17 protein-coding genes are annotated in these 21,022 nt (G+C 58.9%); all 17 read right to left on the bottom strand.

The window, feature by feature from the left end; all coding sequences use genetic code 11:
- Positions 1-70: 70 nt before the first annotated feature.
- The 17 genes from FJ145_23390 to nikR all read right to left on the bottom strand — a co-directional run bounded on the left by FJ145_23390 (position 71) and on the right by nikR (position 20,900).
- Positions 71-370, bottom strand: a complete 300-nt coding sequence (locus FJ145_23390) for a hypothetical protein (protein ID MBM4264355.1) — start codon at positions 368-370, stop codon at positions 71-73.
- A 181-nt stretch (positions 371-551) separates the two neighbouring features.
- A complete protein-coding gene (locus FJ145_23395; protein ID MBM4264356.1) occupies positions 552-1,532 on the bottom strand; it encodes an ABC transporter substrate-binding protein in 981 nt (326 codons plus the stop codon).
- Positions 1,529-2,308, bottom strand: coding sequence for an ABC transporter ATP-binding protein (locus FJ145_23400; protein MBM4264357.1), 780 nt, complete (start codon positions 2,306-2,308; stop codon positions 1,529-1,531). Before FJ145_23400 ends, FJ145_23395 begins: the two co-directional genes overlap by 4 nt.
- Before the next feature lie 195 nt (positions 2,309-2,503).
- The gene (locus FJ145_23405) at positions 2,504-3,409 is read right to left on the bottom strand and encodes an ABC transporter permease (protein ID MBM4264358.1); all 906 of its coding nucleotides are present in this window, start codon (positions 3,407-3,409) and stop codon (positions 2,504-2,506) included.
- A gap of 496 nt (positions 3,410-3,905) precedes the next feature.
- Positions 3,906-5,549, bottom strand: a complete 1,644-nt coding sequence (locus FJ145_23410) for a peptide ABC transporter substrate-binding protein (protein MBM4264359.1) — start codon at positions 5,547-5,549, stop codon at positions 3,906-3,908.
- A 371-nt stretch (positions 5,550-5,920) separates the two neighbouring features.
- On the bottom strand, positions 5,921-7,390 hold the full coding sequence (locus tag FJ145_23415; GenBank protein MBM4264360.1) for an FAD-dependent oxidoreductase: 1,470 nt from the start codon (positions 7,388-7,390) through the stop codon (positions 5,921-5,923).
- 145 nt (positions 7,391-7,535) lie between these two features.
- On the bottom strand, positions 7,536-8,552 hold the full coding sequence (locus FJ145_23420) for an ABC transporter substrate-binding protein (GenBank protein MBM4264361.1): 1,017 nt from the start codon (positions 8,550-8,552) through the stop codon (positions 7,536-7,538).
- 325 nt (positions 8,553-8,877) lie between these two features.
- A complete protein-coding gene (locus FJ145_23425) occupies positions 8,878-9,906 on the bottom strand; it encodes an ABC transporter substrate-binding protein (GenBank protein ID MBM4264362.1) in 1,029 nt (342 codons plus the stop codon).
- Positions 9,907-9,921: 15 nt separating this feature from the next.
- Positions 9,922-11,328: a hypothetical protein gene (locus FJ145_23430; protein ID MBM4264363.1), complete on the bottom strand. Its 1,407-nt coding sequence runs from the start codon at positions 11,326-11,328 to the stop codon at positions 9,922-9,924.
- A gap of 140 nt (positions 11,329-11,468) precedes the next feature.
- The gene (locus FJ145_23435; protein ID MBM4264364.1) at positions 11,469-12,704 is read right to left on the bottom strand and encodes an LLM class flavin-dependent oxidoreductase; all 1,236 of its coding nucleotides are present in this window, start codon (positions 12,702-12,704) and stop codon (positions 11,469-11,471) included.
- Positions 12,705-12,788: 84 nt separating this feature from the next.
- Positions 12,789-13,586 (bottom strand): alpha/beta hydrolase, encoded by a 798-nt coding sequence (locus FJ145_23440; protein MBM4264365.1) that lies wholly within the window; start codon positions 13,584-13,586, stop codon positions 12,789-12,791.
- 541 nt (positions 13,587-14,127) lie between these two features.
- Positions 14,128-15,741 carry a hypothetical protein gene (locus FJ145_23445; protein ID MBM4264366.1) on the bottom strand — a complete coding sequence of 538 codons (1,614 nt, stop codon included), beginning with the start codon at positions 15,739-15,741 and terminating at the stop codon, positions 14,128-14,130.
- A 443-nt stretch (positions 15,742-16,184) separates the two neighbouring features.
- On the bottom strand, positions 16,185-17,012 hold the full coding sequence (locus tag FJ145_23450) for an energy transducer TonB (GenBank protein ID MBM4264367.1): 828 nt from the start codon (positions 17,010-17,012) through the stop codon (positions 16,185-16,187).
- Positions 17,009-17,422: a biopolymer transporter ExbD gene (locus tag FJ145_23455; GenBank protein ID MBM4264368.1), complete on the bottom strand. Its 414-nt coding sequence runs from the start codon at positions 17,420-17,422 to the stop codon at positions 17,009-17,011. Before FJ145_23455 ends, FJ145_23450 begins: the two co-directional genes overlap by 4 nt.
- Positions 17,422-18,027 (bottom strand): MotA/TolQ/ExbB proton channel family protein, encoded by a 606-nt coding sequence (locus FJ145_23460; GenBank protein ID MBM4264369.1) that lies wholly within the window; start codon positions 18,025-18,027, stop codon positions 17,422-17,424. The genes FJ145_23455 and FJ145_23460 overlap by 1 nt, the downstream gene beginning before the upstream one ends.
- A 23-nt stretch (positions 18,028-18,050) precedes the next feature.
- Positions 18,051-20,105, bottom strand: a complete 2,055-nt coding sequence (locus FJ145_23465; GenBank protein ID MBM4264370.1) for a hypothetical protein — start codon at positions 20,103-20,105, stop codon at positions 18,051-18,053.
- A 378-nt stretch (positions 20,106-20,483) separates the two neighbouring features.
- Positions 20,484-20,900, bottom strand: a complete 417-nt coding sequence (gene nikR, locus FJ145_23470; protein ID MBM4264371.1) for a nickel-responsive transcriptional regulator NikR — start codon at positions 20,898-20,900, stop codon at positions 20,484-20,486.
- Positions 20,901-21,022: the final 122 nt, after the last annotated feature.

Below are 21,022 nucleotides of genomic sequence, written 5' to 3' on the forward strand. Positions count from 1 at the left end.
TCTTCCGGCAACGCTTCGATCTCGCTAAATAGCCGATCGAGATCCTTGGCTGCGGCTTCGTGCTCGGAACCTATGACCGCGGCCAACTCGCCAACGGTTGGATACTCGAACATGCGCTGGCGCGCGGCTCTGGGATGGACGCTATGGCTTGGCTCGGCAGGCTTTGCAAGCTCACCACTTTCCGCCCAGCGCGTGGGCCGAGCGCAATACGATAAGTGCACGAGGCGACTTGCAGAGTCTTGAGCGCTCCGTCGGTCTCGGTTTCGGCGAGATAGGTCTGGTCTGGTTCTTCGATGAGAGCGCCCAAGCGCGTCAGTAAGCGCATGACGCGCTGGGTAATCTTGGCGAGTAGACCTTCAAGCTCTTCCACTGCGGGAGGTGCCGCCTCGTGGAAGACTGCTGCACCATAAATTTATTCACCCTTTTTGCCCTCCGATTAAACGCGCCGCTCGAACAAGTTCCGTGGGGCTCCAAGGGTCGAAAGCCGCCAAACACCTGGAACCGCTGGAGCCCTTGGCACCCTTGGAACATGGGCCGTCAGGCGCACCGCGCTACGGAATAAACATCACATCGATCACCTTCATCGCCTCTTTCGGAAAGATGCCCATCTCGGTGCTTTCGCGCAGATAGCGCTTCTCGATATCGAGATTGGCTTTGTCCGGCCAGGGGAAGTTGGGCGGCAGGAAGAACTCCTTGCTGCGGAACCAACCAAGCTTCAACTCCTCCGGCGATTCCAGACCGAAGAGGCGCTTGGCGTTCTTCATGAAATGGGCTTCGTCGGCTTGCACGCCGTTGATCATCTCCTGCCAGGCGGCGCGCAACTTGGGAATCAGCGGCTTATTCTGCGCCGCCCAGGTGTCCACCGTACCGAGCCAGCCGAGCATTTTCACTTTGGTCTTGAGAATCCGGTTCATCTCGTCGCGCGGCGTGAGTAGGACTCGGTACTTGCCGGTGGCGAGCAGCTTCGACGCGTGGGCTTCCCAACTGTAGCCGGCTTCCACTTCGCCGCGCTCCAGCGTCGCGCTGATGCCGGCGGCGCCGAGTTTCTTCAATTGAAAAAACTTTTCGATCTGGATGCCCTCTTTGCGCATCATGTAATCGAACTGGTTGTACGCCGAGGTGATTTCGGGCGGCAGCGCAAAGGGTTTGCCCTGCAAGTCCTTAAGAGTTTTGTACGGCGCATCCCGGCGCACGAGAATCGAATTGTGCGGCGTCTGATAGGGTTGGATCAGCCTGAGCTTGATATCGCTTAGATTCGCCCGCACAGCCGACTCGGCGGTGGCAATGCCCAGCGGCACGGTGCCGAGGGCCACGAGCTTCTCCGATTCGGCCAGCGCCGCCCAGCGCGGCTTCATGACGAAGCCATGCTTGCGGTCGATGCCCTTGTCGACGACATATTGGCCGCCCAGGCCGAACATGCCGTCTTCCGGCAGCGCCACTTCCACTATGGGCAGCTCCGCCTGACCGGCGCGCGCCACGCCGTGCGCCCCCAGAGCCAAAAAAACAACCAGCGCGAAGAAGAATCGACTCATGACATCACCTCGTTTCCTTCCATGAGTTGGAGAACCGTGTTGAGCAGTTTTTTCTTGAACTGAATAAACTCCGCGTCGTCGACATCGCGCTGGCCCGGCGCCATCGGATTGTCGAAGATCTCGACGATACGCGCCGGGCGCGCGCGCAGTATAACGATGCGGTCGCCCATGTAAGCCGCTTCCTCGACATCGTGGGTGACCATCACCGTGGTCTGCTTGAGTTTGGCGCAGATCGCCAGCGATTCTTCACGCAGCCGGCGTGCGGTCAATTGATCGAGCTTGCTAAACGGCTCGTCCATCAAGAGAACTTCCGGCTCGATCACCAAGCCGCGCGCCAGACCAACGCGCTGGCGCATGCCGCCGGAGAGATAAAGCGGAAACTGATTGCGGAACTCAGCCAAACCGACGAGATCGAGATATTTACTGAGCCGCTCCGGCCACTCGGCCTGGGGAATCTGCATTCCTTTCAACGCGAAGCTCAAGTTCTGCTCGACGGTTTTCCAGTTGAGCAGCCGGGCGTCTTGGAACACGTAACCAAGCCGGGCATCGCCCGTGGAAGCTTTGCCCTTGCCGATCACGTCCACCAGGCCGCCGTCGAGTTTTTCCAGTCCGGAAATGGCATTGAGCAGCGTCGATTTGCCGCAACCGGACGGACCGAGCAGGCAAGTGATGCCGAATTCCTTGGTATCGAATGAAACCCGGTCGAGCACGAGCATGTCCGACCCGTCTTCGCGGGAGAAATACTTGACCGCATTGTCGACATGCACGTAGGCCATGGTTATCGGGATCCCTTTCAGCACCAAGGCACGAAGGACACGAAGTTAGGAAAAAGACTTTTTAATTGGCTCTCTCGTCTTTTCTTCTCTTCGTGCCTTCGTGCCTCCTTGGTGGTGAAACGTTCCTTTCCGAACTTTGCGCCCTCTGCGTCCCTTCGACTTCGCTCAGGGCAGGCTTTGCGCGAGTGACTCCGATTATCTTCGCCAGGCTTCCAGCTTGGGCCGCCAGCGCGTGACCCGGCCCTCGAGCCAGCCGATGAAGCCAAATTCGATCACGATCATCACGATCAGAAACGTAATCGCCCAGGCGAGCACCTGCTTCATCGAAAAAACATTAAAGCCGCGCACCACTTGATAACCGACGCCGTTGCTAAAGCCGAACATCTCGACCACCACGACGACCTTCCAGGCCAGGCCCAAACCGTAGCGAATCGCCGCAAGAATGTGCGATACCAGCTGCGGCAGAATCACATCGACGATTTTCGACCAGATGCCGGCGTGAAAGGCCGTGCTCATGTCGAGCAAGTCTTTGTCGATGGATTTCGTTCCCTGCCACAGACTGATTGCGAGCATCGGCATGATCGTCACCGCCACCGCCGCATAGGCGCTGGTCTCCGACAGGCCGAAAAACATGATCGCCATCACCGCCCAAACCAGCCCGGGCATGGTCAAACCGAGAATCACCGGCGACTCGAAGAAACTCTCGAACCATTTGATCGTGCCCATGAGAATGCCAAGCGGAATCGCGATCAGCATGGCGATGCCGAAGCCGACGCCGACGCGGCGCAGCGTCGCGCCCATCTCGGCAAAGAACTGGCCGCTCGTCATGATCGACACCACTTCGTTGAAGGTGCTCGACGGCAGCGGGATGAGACTCGGTGGAAAGAACAACGTCAATATCCACCAGATCGCGATCATGGCAGCGATCGAGATCGCCCTCAAGGCAAGCGTCCGAACGGCCGCGCCCGATGCGCCCCTTTTCCTGGGCGCGGCCACCTCGGTCGATGCAGTGGAGAGTGCACCTCCTGGGATCGCCACGCTCTCTTCTTCGGGAGCCATAATGGAGCGCAATTTATTGCGTTCGCCTGCGGGTGTCAACATAGTCTGCGACTTTCAGAGCATTCTTTGCCGCAACCCAGAACGCTACCGTTCATCGGAACATTGTGCATCGCGATAGTACGGACAGGTCGCGACCTATCCCTACGGCTCAGAGGCACAAATCATCGTCTTTGCCGCGCAAGATCTCCTGATGGGCGGCGCGACGCCGATGCTCGCCGCGGTGATGAACGGCGCGGAGATTCGTATAGGAATTGCAAACGCCCTTTTCTATGACCCAGGGCGAGGGCATGGCGAATCAGCAGCCGCCGTGCACTATGCCCTGTAATAATTTGGCGAAGATAGCATGGAGTCGGGACGCACCCCGGGAGCGAGGCATGCGTACTTGACTGAATTGACAAACTCAAGGCCAACCGCGCCAGGTTAACGAGTTAGTCAATTTGGTCAAGGATGCCCCAAAGAGGCTCCCCATATTGTTCGCTTTGCTCTGTATTTCGAAGATGCATCGATTCCAAATTCCAGCGAATAGATCGCTTGCCGACTACTTCTTCACCGCCATCTCGATGGCGTACACTCCTGAGTCGGGCAGTGGTTTGTAATCGACGCGGTTGTTCAAACCCCAGAGTAGCTTGTGGCGCCAGAGGAAGCATGCGGGCGCCTCTTCGGTGATGATGCTCATCGCTTGCGAGAGATACTGGCGGCGCTTCTTGGGGTCGAACTCCTGCTGTTCTTGATCGAGCAGCTCATCGACTTTTGGATTCGAGTAGCCGATGCGCGGCGTTTCGCCGGTGCGAAAGTATTGGTGCAGCGGGCCGCTCGGGTCCTGGATGGAGCCGCGGCCAATATAATAGAAAGGTGCCGCGCCGCGCTGCACGTTGGCCCAGAGCGTCGCCCACTCCGGCGTCGCAAGCTTGGCGCGGAAACCGACGGCATTGAGCATGGGAATCACCGCTTCGCTGACCTGTTTGTCGAGGGTATAGCGACCCACGGGAGTTTGCAGCTCGACATCGACGCCGCCGGCGTGGCCCGCCTGGGCCAAAAGCTTTCTCGCTCTCTCCGGGTCGTAGTTTAGCTTAGGCTTCAAGTTGGGATCGTAGCCGTATTGCCCGGGACCGAGGGGGCCGTCGAGACGGCTGGCGAATCCCTCCAGCAAAGTCGCGATAATCTGATCGCGATTGATCGCATGGCAGACCGCCTGCCTGACTTCCTTTTTGTCGAAGGGTGGCTTGGGCTGCATGGCGAGAAACATGATCTCGATGGAGTCTATGGCGCTGATGCGGAGGTTGTTGTTCTTCTCAACCCGGTGGCGCATATGAGGCGGGACAAACTGCGCGATCTGGATCTCATCGTTGAGCAGAGCCGTGACGCGCTGCTCGGGCTCGCGCATGATGCGATAGACGACTTCGTCGGGGGCGCGCGGATTTTTCTTAGCTTCTGGGTGGTCTGGCCGCTTCTGCAGCACCAGGCGCTGGCCAGGAATCAGCTCTTTTAACCGATAGGGACCGCCGCCCATCATATGCTCTCGGTCGGCAACGTCCCGTCCATACTTGTCGAAAGCCGCTTTGCTGGTGACGATCAAACGGTCGCAGAGAAATGACAGCAGCGGCGCGGTGGGTTTATCGGTAGTAATCTTGACCGTGAATCTGTCGATCGCCTCGACCTTGGCTATAGACGGCGCCACAGCGACTTTCTGTTTTGACTGTGGATCGGCCATGACCCGGTTGAGCAGCGAGTGCACCACGTCGTCAGCGGTGACCGGTGAGCCATCATTGAACCTGTAGTTCTTGTTTATGTAAAAGATCCAGGTTGTCGGATTCTCAATCTTCCATCGTTCCGCCAGGCGCCCTTCAAAGTCCGCTTTGGCATAGTTGTAGGCGCAGAACGGGCCGGTGACTTCGCTCCACACGCTGTACATCAGCCGCACGCTGTCGCCGTAGGGATTGTGGGTCTCGATGGTTTCAGTAACGCCGACGGTCACCCGGGTCTGGGCGTCGACGGGGTTGCTGCTGCCCAGTAGAGAAGCGAGTGCCGAGAGGGCGATCAGCAGCCATTGTTTTTTGCGCCAAATCATCACGACCTCCAAAAGAATGAATCGCCGTATAGGAATTTCGAATCTCAATCCTCTTTCTGCAGCCCAGAGCCATATCGCGGGACCGGGAGAGATGTCAATCCGGTTTGTGCTCATTGAAAAACCCGCTGGTGTCGCAGTCAGCTCGGCCGAAAAGCGGCTAGGAGAGGCGCGAAAGGTTCCTTGGGGCGACGCTGAGCAGCCGGGCCCAACTCATCCGCGCCGGCGCACCTTGTGCGTGCGCGCCCTCGCTTGAGATCTCGGCGGCACGCTCTGGCGGAGCGCGATCGCATCCAGACGCCGCCGCCAAAACTCGTCTGGCGAACAGGCCGTAGTCCTTCGCCACAAAGATCGCCGTTTCGCGCTCGCTCAAGCTGCCGAAGGTGATAAGCAGCGAATGGGGTGGCACCGCCGCAGGCGACGGTGCCTTCGTAAACACCAAGAGAATCAGATTTGTCCCGAGCCGGAGCGCTGCCGTAGGCTCCTCGTCACAGTCCCTGCGCCGCCGCGTGGCGGCCCGCCAAACGGGAGAACACGGCGTTGCGCGTCTGCCCGGTGCAGGAGGGATAGTTATGAAAAAATAAGCCGACGATATCGCCGGAGGCAAACAGGCCGCGAATCGGCTGGCCGCCGGCGTTGACGACCTGGGCGTCGGCGTTGATCTCGACGCCGCCGAAGGTGAACGTAATGCCGCCGGTGACGGGAAAGGCTTGAAACGGCGGCTCGCTGATGCGCTCCGCCCAGTTGGACTTGCGTGGCGTGATGCCGACCGTCGAGCGGCCGTCGGTTTTGGTAGCGTCGAAGGGCACATCGTCGCGCACCGCGTTGTTGAATTCCGTCACTGTGTGGGCGAGCACCGCCGGTTCGATGCCGATCTTCGCGGCAAGCTCGACGATGGTTGCCGCTTCGATGGGGTTGGCAAATTGATAGTAGCTTGTATCCTGCAGCGCCGCGCCTTTGCGATCAAAAATCTGATAGGCCACGCCGCCCGGCTCGCTCAACACCGCCCAGCCGGTCTTCGCGTAAGTGTACGAGATATGCGCTTCCCCTTCGTCGAAGAAGCGCTGGCCCTGGGAGTTGACGGTTATGCCGAAAGTATAGCCGTAGCGGTTGGCCTTATTGCTCAGCTCCACGTCCGGAAAGGTCGCGTCGATGGGCGTCGCATGGGCGCCCTGCCAGTGGCCGGAGGCTTTGCAGCCGAGCGCCAGCGCCATCTGCAAAACCTCGCCGGTGTCGTGGCGGCTGCCGCGCACTTTCATCAAGTCGGCGTTGGCGCCGAGATAGCGCGCGCGCATCTCGGGATTGGCCTGAAAACCACCGGCGCAGAGGATGACAGAACCGGCGCGGATCTCATATTCCTCGTTGGCGTCGGAGACGCGTACACCTTCGATGCGCCGGTCGTTGCCCAACAGCTCGCGCACGCGCGACTCGTAGCGAATCTCGACACCCAGCCGTGTCGCGATGTCGCGCCATTGGTTCAACTGGCTGATGCCGCCGCCGATGCCGCCGGTGGGATGAATGACGATGCCCGGCTCGAAATAGAGCTTGCCGTCGATCTCCACATGGCCGGCCGGCTCCCACTCGATGCCCAACTCGTCCATCCAATGGATCGCAGCGTTGGATTCCTTGACCAGCACTTCGGCGAGTTTCTTGTTGATGCGCCCGCGCGTCACCCGCATCAAGTCCGCGGTGAAATCCGCGGGGGAATAACCGGGCAAATGCAGCCGGTCGAATTCCGCCGCTGGCGTGTCGCGCAGAAAGCCGCGGATCTCCGATGCATCGGAGTAGACAAAACGAAAGCCAGTGTGCGAGAAGCGCGCGTTGCCGCCGAACTCCGGCTCCGGCGCTTTCTCCAACATCACGACTTTGCGCGCGCCGGCTTGCTTGGCCGCCACCGCCGCTTCAAAGGCGGCGCTGCCGCCGCCGACCACGACCACTTGAATGTTTTCGACTTTCATCGGTCGCTCTTTTCCCGCGAGCGCGAAGCTGCTAGCCGAATATTTGGTTGTGTCACGCCGCGCTAGCTCCTTCGTGGTGAAAACTAATGCTGTAGCATGCGCGAGCCGAGAACCAGATCACTTTGTGGTGATATCCGGCCGCGCTCTACCGTTTCTTGGTCACGCTGTGGATAAAGCCCGAGGTCTCCAGCTTGTGCACAAACGAGTCGTCGATCGCGTTTTCGATTTTCACGTCGGCCAGTTTGGAATTGATCGAGACGAGCAAACCATGCAGCCGCTTCATACCATCCACGGTGGGAATCGGCACGCGCTCGTAGGAATTGACCACCGCGCTGTAGGCTTCTTCTGCCTCGCTGTTGTTGGACAACCGCAAGTTGGTCGCCAGGATCCGCATAACCGTTTCTTTGTTGGCGGGATCGAGCATGAAGGCAATCGCTTCGACCAGGCCTTTTATGTACCCTTCGATGACCTGCGGCTTGGCCGCGGCGATACGCCGCGTGGTCACCATCATCGTCTGTGGCATAGTCACGCCGGAACCTTTGAAGTTGTACAGGATCGGAAAGCCCTTGTTGCCGTAGATGTCGCCCACCGAGCCGTTCAGCGTCGTACCATCGATGCTGCCGCTTTCGAGCGCCAGCCGGCGGTTGATTTCGGTACCGGAGATGGTGATAAAAGCGATCTTTGCCTGGTTGGGGTCGACGCCCATGGTTTGCAGCGCCAAGAGCGCCACCAGATGCGAAGTCGCACCCGGGCCGCTGATGGCGAGCTTCTTGCCGCGCAGATCTTCTTTCCTCTTGATGTCCTGCCGCACGTTCAAGCGGTAGTCGAGCTTCTGAACGAAATTGGCAACGCCGATCACGTCGGCGCCGCCGGAGCTCGCATTGACCAGATGGCCGGGGCCGATCACCGCCACGTCGATCTCGCCGGCGAGCAGCGCCGCCACCGCCAACGGCGAGCGCGGCATCAGGATATATTGCGTCTCGACGCCGTATTTTTTGAAAAGGCCGAGATGCCTGGCCACCCACACCGACGCCATGCTTTCGCTGGTGATGCTCGAGGCGAAATTGGAGCGAGCCTGGGCCCAGGAAGCGGCCGGGCCAACGAGCATGAATAGGAACGATGCCACCAGCGCTTGCCGCCCGCGCGAATTATTTTTCCGCATGCTCAATCACCTCGCGATGGGTTTTGGATTCCAGATTGCCAATTCGATATTCCACGCATGGAGCAGTGTACGTTACGGCCAGCGATGCGAAAAAGCAATTCTGGGGATAGGAATTTCAAACCGCCTTTTTATGACCCGGAGTTATGCCGGAGAGCCGGCGGAATTGTCAATCCCTTTTCTGGTTGACGAAAAAATCAGTGGCCTAGCGGTCGGCTCGGCCGGAAAGCGGCCAGGAAAGGCGCGAAACGTTCTTTGTGGCGCCGCTCGGTCGAGCTCAGACCGAGCGGCGCCGGTGAAAGTCCCCATCTAGCCGCGCGGAAAATTCTCATCGGTAGAGCCGGTCGATGTAGCCAGACTTGTCTAATTCTTCGAGCCAGCGCGTATCGACGAAATCCTTCGGGTCGGCGGTTTTCGCCGCCGGCAGTTGATCGACCAGGTCGTCGAGAATAGTTCTGATCCCGGCGAGCGACGGATACGGTTTTACCAGCGCCACTCGCTTCAATAATTGATAGGCCTCTTCCAACTCGCGCTCATCGTTCAAGCGCATATGCCGATTGATCGCCTTCTTGGCGGTCTCCGGTTGGGTGCGCATCAGGTGAATGCTGTCGACGAACGATTTCACGACGCGGCGGGTGATATCGGCATTCTTATTCACGTATCGTTGCGTCGTCACCAGCCCCGTGTGCTGAAATGGAATGTTCATTTCTTCGAGGTTCGCCAACACGTTCATGCCCGCGTCGACGGCCTTCCTAAATCGCGGCGGCTGCAACAGCGTGGCGTCGACGGTTTTGCCGAGTAGCGCCGTCAGCAGCGTCGCTTCACTGCCGATCTGGAGAAACGTCACGTCCTTGTCTGGGTTCACGCCCAACCGAGGCAACGCCAACCGCAGCGCGCGATCGAGCGCCGCGCCGAAGCGCGAGGTGCCGATCTTTTTGCCTTTCAAATCGGCCGGGCTCTTGATCTCGGCGCGCGCCACCAGGCGAAACAGCAAGCGATCGACAAAACCCAACACCATCGTGACGTCCGCGCCCTGGAGCCGCGGCGCCGAGAGCAGGGCGCCCGTCATCTCGCCAAAGGAAATTTCGCCGGCAATCAGCGCGCGCTGCACCAGGGCGCTTTCGAGATAGAGCGCTTCGACTTCCAATCCGTTGCGCGCAAACAGGCCGCCCTCCTGCGCGATCCACAGCGGCGCCATGGTCACCGACGGCGCGCCGTAGCCGATGCGCAGTTTGTCGGCGGCAAAGCTCAGCAACGGAGAAACGAAAAACATCAGAAGAGCGACGGCGCTTCTGGCGCATCTCTTGCAGCGGGTCCGAGACCGGCCCTTCGCTGTCAACGACAAACCATCACGCATTGTGTTCTCGCCCCCTTATGCGTTGGTGTGCGCGAGCACGCAAGCCTTCAGCCCGTTCCGCAAAGCGTCGTCGACGCGCGCCTCGTAATCGTCCACTTCGTTGAGCAAGATGATGTCGTCATAAGTTCCGTGGCCGCGACCCATGATGCGCGTCTCGGGATGAACCGAGTTATGCGGCGCGATCGGCAAACTGTATTTCTTCCAAGTCTCGTAATAATTGGCCATCAGCTGCAGGTAAAAATCCAACGGGATCGCCGGCTGCGGATGGGTTGCAACCAAATTCGACCCCGGCTCGCGGCGCCATTGGTTCAAGCGCGGGAAAACGCCGTGCTTCATCATATAGTCGAAACCCTCGCTGGTGGAATGGACCGCTTCCTTGACCGTTTTGAAACCATGCGGCTGCGCCATCTCGACGCCGCTGACGAAATTGGGCCGCACGTTGGTCTCACCGAAAACGTCGACTGCATCGACCATGCCCTGCACCCAGTTGTCCCAACCGACGCGGCGATTTTTCCCAGGATTTATCCATTCGAACAATTTGCGGTCCCACACTTCCATATTAGCGTGATGGCCGTCGACGCCAGCGGCGCGATAGCGCATGAGCGTTTCTTTCTCTTTGGCGTTGGTTTGCAAATAGACATGGCGCCGGTGGCCGCCCCATTTGAGCGCAGAAGCGTATTCGCAATAGAACTGCTCCTCGTCTTTGCCGTGCAGCGTTTTGAGAATCGTCCCGCCGGTGATCAGGTAATCGATCAGCGGCGTGAAGCCCACCTCTTCGGTCGCGTCCTGTTCGATGGAGCGCGCCACTTCGACCATGTAGTCGAGCGGCTTTACCGGAGGATTAAAAGTAAAATCCTTCGACTCCTTCATCTGCCGGGCGTTGATGTTGATATCGCAGAAGCGGCACTCCTCGTCCGGGCCCCAATATTGGCAGTTGCGAAACGCCGTGACGAAATAACCGTACGCGATAATCTCATGGTAGGCCGTGCCGTCGGCAAACTTGCGCGTGTAGTACTTGAGTGGCCGGGGGAAGGACACATCGCAAATCTCTTTACCCTGCAGAAACAGCTTCGCCTTACCGTCCACCGCATCGATGACGTAGGGCGAGTTGGAGTTGAGCGTGGTCTGCACCGTCACCGGCCGCAGCCCATAAGGGCCGCCGCGCAGCATGAACCACTCGGTGATTTTGCGGTGCTCCTTGCGCTTCATGTCCTTCATCGGAATCAGATCGTAGGAAAACAGCCGGTAGGACTTCACCAGCGCATCGGAGGCCAACTCCAGCGCCGCGTCGGTAAACCAGTGGCCGTCGCGCAAAAGATCGTGCTTGAGCACCACTTCGCGCGGCATGTCGGAATATTTTTTGAAGTAAGATTCCAACTCAGCCAGCGTGCGGCCAGATTCGATTTGTGCGACAGCTTCCATGGCGTTTCCTTTCTCGATCCGATGTACCAATCACTTTGCCATAACCCGTCCGCCCGAGGAGGGTTTCCGGCCCAACACTCGATTCGTTACATGAGCCTAATTTTCCTTCCAACAGGGGCCGGTTTAAGGGAACGCGGGCGTCAGGACGCTAGTGCGGCCACCGGCTCATTGGTTCTAGGGTCTACGTCGTAAGGCCCTGGCAGGCCAAGTTCCTTGGCGATTTCCCGCATGGCCGGTAAGACCTCTTCACCCATGAGCTTCAACGTTCGCATCTGGTCTTGGTGGGACATGGCGCCGTCGCCGGTGCGAAAGATGATGGTCCCCGGCCGCAGGGTTTCCATGATGTAGCGCACCTTGGGCACCACCGTGTCAGGGGTGCCGACGATCATGCCGTGGGTCGCCACCTGGTCTTCGAAGGTTGCCCTCGCTCCCGCGCGGGTGCGGCCGGACGAGTCCGAGGCTACCATCTTTCGTCGCAGGGCTCGGGCGCTCTTGGTGGAGATTCCCGGGGGGCCCTCAATCCATGGCCGTGGCCGCTGCGCACCGGGATCGTAGGGGCTGCGCACTCCCTGGGTTAAAGTCCGGCCGACCTCTATGGCTCTTTCTTCCGTTTCGTCGACGTGGCAGAAAAACATGAAGCCAAGATGCTGGGGCCCGGCTTCATAACCCTCTTGCCGCGCGGCGTCATAGTAGATCTGGTACATCTGCTGGGTCAGATCCAACTGGCTGGCCAGCATCATATAGGGATAGCGATGCTTGGCCGCCCACTCTACAGTCTCCCTGCTAGATGTGCCGGGCACCCAAATGGGCGGATGGGGCTTCTGGTATGGCACTGCCCAGGGGTTCACATACCTGTAGTGGTAGTGCTTGCCCTCCCAGCGGAAGGGGCCGGGGGTCGTCCACGTCTTGATGAGGAAATCGTGGGCTTCCTCGAAGCGCTCCCGGTTGAAGTGCGGGGGTGCGTTGTGCGCCAGGCTCTCATTGCCACCGCCGCGGACTATACCGGGGACAAGCCGCCCGCGGGAAATCACATCAATCATCGCTAGCCCCTCCGCCAACCAGAGGGGATCGTCGTGAATGGGCAGAATGTTGCCGAGGATCACGATCTTGGCCTTGCTGGTGATGCGGGCAAGAATGGAGGCCGTGACGTTGGCTACCCCATTCATGCAGAACGGGGCGCTGTGGTGCTCGTTGACCATGATCCCGTCGAATCCCATCTCCTCAGCGTAGACCTTCTCGTCCATATATCGATTGTAGAGGTTAGCGGCGCGAAAGGGGTCGTATTCGCTGTTGCTCACCTCCATGACGCCCGACCCCCAGGCCGTGGGCCAGTCTTCCTTCTGCCAGGGTTGCTCTGTAAAGTGACCTATGAACATCGTGCTTCACTCCTTGTTCCCCGTTCCCGATCGGGAAGTGGAACCGCGCTATCTGCTGTGCGCCTGATTTGTGCCCAGTCGCTATCAGGCTTCCAGAAACTCAATGACGGTTTTCGCGAACTCCTCCGGTTTCTCCATCTCGGGCATATGTCCGCAGTCCTCAATGACCGCAACCTGGGCACCAGGTATGCCCTGCTTATAAAGCTCACAACTGTTCAGCGGGACAATGGCATCCTGCCTCCCCCATAAGAGAAGGGTAGGGATTCCGATGCCGGGGAGCAGGCCGGCCAGTGTGACGCTATGCATGTAGGGACGCCAAAGGTAACGGATGGCCGCCTCTCGGTTAGTCTCTATCTGTTCAGCCTCATCCGGTGTCCAGTCTCTGCCATAGTGCTTCACGTATTCTGTCGCGGCGGAGTTAAAGAAGGACTGTCGGAACGCGTCCTTGGCACCGTTCAAAAAGTAGTCCCAGATCTCCCCCTGCCGGGGCTTGATGCCTGCTGCCCCTACCAGCACCATTTTCGAGAAGATGGCGCTGTTGGCGGTGGCAAGCTCGGCAGCGACCCAGCCACCCAAGGAGAAGCCTATGACGTTGAGCGGGGTCAAGAGACCGTAGTCGCGTACAAACCAGTTTACCCAGGCAGACAGGTCCCGGACCGACATCATCCAATCCGGAATCTTCGAAGTGCCGAAGCCAGGCAGGGAGGGGACATACACGGAGTAGTGTTGGGCCAGCAGCTCGTGGGCGCGTAGCCAATCGGGAACACCCAGCTCACCGTGGAGAAGCAGCAACGGTGCTCCAGAGCCGCCGCGCCGCATCTGCAGGGATGTGCCGGCTATGTTGAGGGTCTCTTCGATGCAAGCGGCGGCCGTCGTCGTCACTTATTCCTCCATTTTGGCGCGTTGCCTGCACCATAGTCGGCAGCCGCTACGACGTCAACCGATGCGAGGCCACCAAATACCAACGGCACCATGAGTCTACCGCATGCCGAGCCTCTCGCCTCGACGCAGCAACTCTCTCCCCCACGCGTCTCGCCCGGGTCGCTGGTCGCTTGGCGTAGAAGACGACCCTCACTTCTTCGAGTCCGGCGTGGTTTTTCCACAACCCGTACCGCTAAGCGGAACGGCTGCGCGGCGGAAACCGCCTGTGCCGCAACGTTTTCTCCGCAGTTCTCGTTGTCATCCTCGGCGCACTCAAAAGGTCGATAGCATGCTTCAGTGGCTGTGCGGCTCCATAAGTCAACGTCGAGTCGGATCGTAGTCATGAAGTCATGGGAGGAGTCGCGTTGCGGCTGGCTCCACCGCCCGGTAACAGTCGAGTTGCTCGGCCTTAAGGGTCTGGAAGACTCAGATCGCAAATCACAACCACCGGCAAAACGGCCTTGCTTTGAAGAAACTTCGAGGAGCAGACTTGTTGAGCAAGCTAAAGTAAAGTTTTGTCGCCACTATTTGGTGCCGGCGGCAAAGTCTCTGTCGGTTCCCTGATGCCGCGCGCCTCATGACGCTCGATGTAGCCGGCGAGGATTTGCCGCATGAACTCGAGATCGGGGCCGTAAATAGCATTGATCCGATCGATCAGCAGGTTATCGATGTAGAACAATCGGGTCGGGTCGACGTGGAAGTCGGATTTGAGCATCCGGGCGAGGGCAAATTGACGCGCCCGCGCCGCGCGCCCAGTAATTTGAAGCTGTACGGCCTGCTGTCGACAATCGCCTGTCATACCGGAAAATTTTAGTTTTTCCCCAACCTTGCGCAGGTGCATCTGAGTTTCAATCGCTTGTGCCAAGTGATGCACTTCGATCGGCATGAGCGGCAGCGTCGTTCGTATTATGGCCAACAGGCGCTCGACGCCTCGCTGCAATGGCGCGGCGGCTATCCCATAGTGGCGCCCGCACAGATGTGCCAATGAGCCGTCGCTGATGGCTTGGCGAGTTTTTTCGATCAAGCGCGCGCTTAACTCAAGTTGACCCGGAATCGCCGTCGCATTGAGTGGATAGAGAACGTGCATCGCTTCGCTTTCACCGACAAGACCGCGAACCAACAGCCCCGAATGCAGCAGATGGCTGCCTGTCAACTTTTTCATCTCCGCATCATCCGTGGCGAACTGGACAACGAGGTGCGAGAGTGTACGATCCATCGCGGTGACGGCTCGCGAAAGTTTGTCCAACGAAATAAATCGCGGGGCATTTTCGCCGAAATCCCGAAAACTACTCAAAACATCAAACTTCAAACAGCCTGATTTGTTCAGTCCCTCATGACATTCGCGGGCTTCGGCAAAGAATCGCTGCTCAGGTGCGCAGCCAATAAGCGATGTAAGCCAATCGTTTAGATCGACTGAGGCAATGCTCTGGGGACAAGCCCCACCGGTCCTGAGCTTCTCGATGGCTCGCCTTAACTCATCCTGCAGGGCGGCGAAGGCATGCATCGTTGTAGGGGCGGCCTGTTCTTCCTCCAGCAAGTTATCGCGCCATAGCTGTAGGGCGAATTTCGCATCGACACAGAGCGCAAGCCAGAGGATGGTTGCGGTATCGTATTTGCCCGTCCCGATGAACTGTTGAAGATTTGACTTTCGGACGGGGGGTGGAGTTGCCGTGTTCTCCACCGCAGCACACAGTGCGTCCACGAGCAGCAAGATATCTTTGTGCGTCAACACGCACCGCTGCGTGACTTTTTCGATGATCGGATAGAGCCCGCGTTCAATCCGGCACCGTGCGGACAAAAAAGAGATAAAGATCTGTGCCCGTTTATGCAGGTCGCCGGCAAAAGCGTCGATCTGTGCCCGCAGGGCGGCGTATTCTGGTTTGCGCTGTTCCAGCGACGTTTCACGCAAGGCGCTGAGTCGTGGCAAAAAGTGACAGTGAAAAATATTTTTGACGCTGCCGAGCCAGAGCAACACTTTTGCGCCGGGATGGATCTGCCGCGCGTAGGTTCGGACGACGGCTGGTATTTTCGTTTCCGGGAGCCGAACCCAGACACGTTGGTGCGAATCAATCGACTCTGTGGTCGTGGCACCGACGTTGAGGAATATCTTTGACATTACTTTCAGAGGGGCGTCGCCAAATTGGCCACACCCCCGTGAGACTAGGGTGAACCGCGATAGCGCTGCGCACCGCGATGCCGCGGACTCGCCAACAATAACCTCGTGGTGGATGGCGCGCAAGGGATCTTCATCGTCGCGCTGGTGAACACGGGTACGGCGCTACCCATAGCAATAACGACACGAAGACGCCGACCACAACCGGTGGATGATCTCAAGAAAACCGAGCGGGGCCGCTGCGCCATCCTCACGAGCTTATGAGAATGGCCTTAGTCAACTCCGTCAAGTCCGTCTCTCTTCTGAGTCCTATTCTGGGTCCCAAGGGGGTTTCCATGGTGGTGTCTCTCCTGTGATCGGGCGAGTGTCGCCGCTCGATCAAACGCAAGGTGCTGTCGTACCCCGACTATGGAATCGAAATTTTCCCCTGAAACTACCGTGCAGGCTTAGCGCTGCAGGCGAAATTTGTAAATGTAGGTAAACTCCGCCGCCACGTTCTGGCCGTCTTTTTGCGCCGGTTCGAAGCGTGACAGCTTCACCGCTTTCAACGCTTCCTCGTCGAAGCCGGCGCCGCCGCTCTTGATGATTTCGGCTTTGGTGACGCTGCCGTTGGGATCGACTTCGATTTTCAAAGTGACGTCGGCTTCCAGGCCGGCGCGTAGCGCCATGGCCGGATAGACGGCGCGGGCGCTTTGAATCGGTTTGGCTTCGCGATGGGTGCGCAGCGGCGCGGTTGGCGCGGGCAAGCCAGGCGCGCCGGCGCCGCGGCCGAGCCCGGTTGCCGCCGTGCCGCCGCCACCGCCGGGAGTGCCGCTTCCTGGCACCACGCCGAGATCGCCTTTGCCGAACAGATTTCCTGCGCCTGCGGCGCTGCCGCCGCCTTCGACGTTGGCGCCTGGAAAAACGCTTGGCGGCGTTTCGGTTCGTGCCGGCGCGGCAGTTTTGGTCTCGTTGCCCATGCTCGGCTCTTGCGCGGCCGGTATCGCCAGCGGCGGCGCCGGTTTAGCGATCTTGGCACTCTCGCTCTTGACCGGCAGTTTGATCTCCTTAGGCTTTTCCACTCCTCTAGGTGGTGGCGGTGGGGGTTTCTTGGGCTCCTCGATCTGCTGGACTGGCGGCGGCGTGGCGCTGCCCGGCAGGTCGACGAGAGCGATGGGGAGAAAATCCTTGCGGCGAAAATTCTTTTGGTGCAAAACGAAAGACAGCAGCACAAGGACCAGCAGGTGGATGGCGCAGGAGAAGAGGAGCGGGATGCCAAGAACCTCCTTTTTCACTGCCGGGTGTCCTTGGGCTTGACCGCGATGGCCATTTTGGCGACGCCAGCCTGGCGCGCCGCGTCCATGATCTCGACGACGACGCCGTGTTCGACTTTCTCATCGGCGTTGATCAGCACCAACAGCGCAGGATTTTTCGTCAATCGTTCCTGCAGCACCGCGCCGACTTGCCCGCGCGCCACCGGCTGTTTGTCGATGGCGACGGTGCCATCGGGCTGGATCGTTACCGCAGCGCTTTCAGCGGGGGCTTGATTGCCGCTCGCCGCTTTCGGCAGGTTGACCGGCAGGCCGCCGTATTGCGCCATCGATAGGGTCGAGATCATGAAGAAGACCAGCAGAAAAAAGATCGTGTCGATCATCGGGATGATCTCGATGCGAGCTTTTTTCACAGGGCGTTGGCGCAGGCGCATTACTTATCCTGGCTGCCGCCGAGCGCCAGTTCCAGCCGTGAGGCGTAGTACTCGATTTCTTCCAGCTCGCGTTCGGCGCGGCGGGTGAAATAGTTGTAGGGCACCAGGGTGAGGATCGCGATCAACAAGCCGGTCGCGGTGGCGATCAGCGCTTCGGCAACCCCGCCCGTGACGGCATGCGGCTGGCCCATGCCGGCCGCGGACATGATGTCGAACGAGCCGATCATGCCGACGACCGTGCCGAGCAAGCCGAGCAGCGGCGCCAGGGTGATTATCGTGTCGAGAATCGTTAGCCTTTGTTTTAGCACGGGAACTTCTTTTTGCGCCGCGACTTCGAGCGCTTTGGCGGCAGCGGGATTGCGATGCTTCAGCCCGGACGCCAGGACGCGGACTAACGGCGCGTCGACGCGCCGCGCGGCATCTGACGCTTTGCTAAAGTCGCCGCGCTCGGCTAGCCCAAGCACTTCTTCGGCAGCTTGCCGATTGCTGATACGCCGCCAAAACAGAAAACGCTCGATGACGACGGCGAGCGCGATTACCGAGCACAGCAGCAGCGGCGCCATGACCAGGCCGCCTTTGACGATGATGTCGATGAAACTAAACATCGAAAAGCTCAATAAGAAGCCGGTTACCACAAACGCACGGTAAAGCCCGCCTTGACCGTGAAAGGATCGCCGGGTGTAAAATGCGAATCCAGCACCGGCGCCACTTCACCTAATCTCTGCGACTCGAAAAAAGTTTCCGCCGAGCGCCACTTGGTGTTGGCGAGATTCTCAAAGGACAGAAACACGTCGTAACGTTTGTAGGTGTATTTCAAGAGCAGATCGAAAATCGTGTAGGCGCGAGTCTTCAAGTTGGTATCCTCCGCGCCGTAGCGCGAGCCGACGTGGCGCATCTGCAGGCGACCTTGCAGACCAGAATCATGGCGCGCGGTCAGGCCGCTCAGTACCGTCAAGCGCGGCGCCAGCGGCACATGGCCGCCGCTATCGACCATGCGCGCCCAGGTGTAGGAAAAGTCTTGGTCGTAGGACAGCCAGGGTAAAACGTCGTAGCGGATTTCACTCTCGATGCCTTGGCGGCGGCTGCGGCCGCCGGCTTCGAAGGTGCCGGCGTCGCCCACGAAAGTCAGCTCGCTTTCGAGATGGGCGCGCCAATAGGCCAGGCTGACGTCGACTCTGTCGAAAAAGCGCGAGCGGTAGCCCAACTCGCCGCCCAGGTAGCGCGGGATCTTCTTGTCTTTATCCTGGACGAAGACGCGGGCGTCGTTCGAATGATAGCCGCCGCCGAAGTTGACGAAGAAGTTGATGTTCTTGGCAACCTGGTTGTCTTTGAACGGGGTGAAGATGAAGTTGACTTTGGGATTGACAATCGTTGCCGAGCCCCGGCCGGAGATCGGTTCCGCTACGTCAGCGGGATCGCCTTTTTGCCTGACGGTGAACCAGAAATTGTCCATGCGGGCGCCCAACTGGAAGCGCAGCCAGTCGGCAGGTTTGACTTCCTGCTGGATAAACCAGCCGAGGTTGGTCTGCTCGATATTGTTATGATTGGTGATGCTGGTGCGTTCGCGGTTGGTTTGATTGAACAGGCCAATGCGGACGTGATCGAAGCGGCTTTGAAAGCCGACGAAGGTTTCCATCGGCAAGCCCCACAGGTTGTAGCTGCGCCGATAATTGACGTTGTTGCCGACTAGAAATCTTTTGTCGTTTTGCTCGATGCCGTCGCCGTTTACCGGGTCGTTGGCGAAGAACGTGAAGTTCGACCAGAGCCGCAGGCGGTACCAGGACGACCATGTCTGGATATTCAGCGACTGGTTAGCGTCGGTGTAGTTATAAATGAGGCTCAAGTTTTGTCGTTCCGATTTGCCGCCTTCGCTTGGGTCCAGGGTGCCAAAGCGCCCGAGGCTGCCTTCGCGCACGGCGCGCGCCGGGATTTGCCCGGAAGCGTCCCAGGCGGTTTTGAAGAACGTCGCGAGGAAATTCAGTTTAGAATTTGGCGTCGAGAGCAACGTCAGTTTGGTCAGCAAATTATAGCGGTTGTAGTTGTTCTCGCTCTTGAACGCGCCGTCGTTGTGGTAGGCCTCGAAGGCTAAATAGGGCGCCAAGAATGTTCCTTCGGGAGGCGACAGCACGCCGAGATAGCGCTGGGTGTTGTAGCTGCCGCCGGCGACGCTGAACCAGGTATTCTGGTCGCGCCGTTTGGTGATGATGTTCATGGCGCCGGATGTGGCGAAGTCGCCCAGGTGGGCGAAATAGGGACCTTTGTAGATTTCCACCCGGTCGATGGTCTCGGGGATGAGCCAATGCAGGTCGGCGTAGCCCTGACCGTGGGCGTGGCTTACCATGTTGACGGGGATGCCGTCGACGAATACGGCGAAGTCGGTGCCGTGGTCAGCATCGAAGCCGCGAAACAAAATCTGGTCGGCTTTGCCGCCGCCGTGGTGCTGGCCTAAGACCAAACTCGGTGTGAGACGCAGCACATCAGTCGGTGTATTGGTGGGCCGCAGCTCCAGATCGCGCGCGGCGCGGGTTTGTTCACTCGCCGCGAAGGTTGGTTGTTGGCCCCAGACGTAGACTTCGACAGGGGCGTTCGCATCGGCAGCCGGTGCGGGAGCCGCCGAATAGAGCGGCGCAGTTCCGGCAAGCAGACAAAATAGCCGAGCGGCGCTGCGAAACGACTTCACCATTTGTTTTCCTCCCGTGGAACATTAGTGGTGATGGGTGGCTAACTTCGTGGGCGAGTTGACTCGGTGCGATATCTCGGAGCCGCCCTAGGAAGATGCAGGTGGTCGCAAGAACAAACGAAGCCGCCATGGCGCCGAAGGCGGCTTTGAAGCCGAGCCACTGGCGTAGGACCAAGGGAAAGACCAATGGCTTAAGCGCCGACTGGGCGTGGTTGATGCCGTGGGCGAGGCTGATCAGAGTGAGCGCCGTGCCCGAACCTTGCGCGTGGGCGGCTGGGGTGTCGGTCTCGTGGCTATGTTCGGCGCGGCTCATGGTTATTTCCGATAGTTATCCGAATAGCAACATTCCTAGATTCGTGTTACCCAGGGGCAAAAAAAATTCTAGTGCTTTAGCTCCGGAGTGGTGGTTACTAATTTGCCGTTCTGCACCCCTTTGGTGGCGATCAGCTTGCCCGAGATCTCGTGAACTTTGTCGGCGCGGCCGCGAATCACGATTACTTCGAGACAGTTGTGTTCGTCGAGATGGATGTGCAAGCTGGCATTCACGTTGACCTCGGCTTTGTGTTGCATGTCGGCCAAAACATCGCTCAGGTGGTGCACCCTATGGTCATAGACCAGGGTTACCACGCCAATCACCTCGCTGGCGCCATGATTGATCTTTTTCTGGATCAAATGATCACGGATCAGATCGCGAATCGCCTCGGAACGATTCTGATAGCCCTGCCCGCCGATGCTCTTGTCGAAAGCTTCAAGCAAGTCGTCTTCCAGCGAAACGCCGAATCGCGATAGGTGGTGCATGGTGATCTTGACCTACGAATTGCGTAGCACTTTTTTAAGATTTGTGTCAACATGATATATGACGAGTCATGGCACGAAGAGCGCTTGTCAAGAAGGAGGTATCACTTGCCCCCCCCCCCCAA

The sequence above is a fragment of the Deltaproteobacteria bacterium genome (assembly GCA_016874755.1).
Taxonomy (GTDB): domain Bacteria; phylum Desulfobacterota; class Binatia; order UBA9968; family UBA9968; genus DP-20.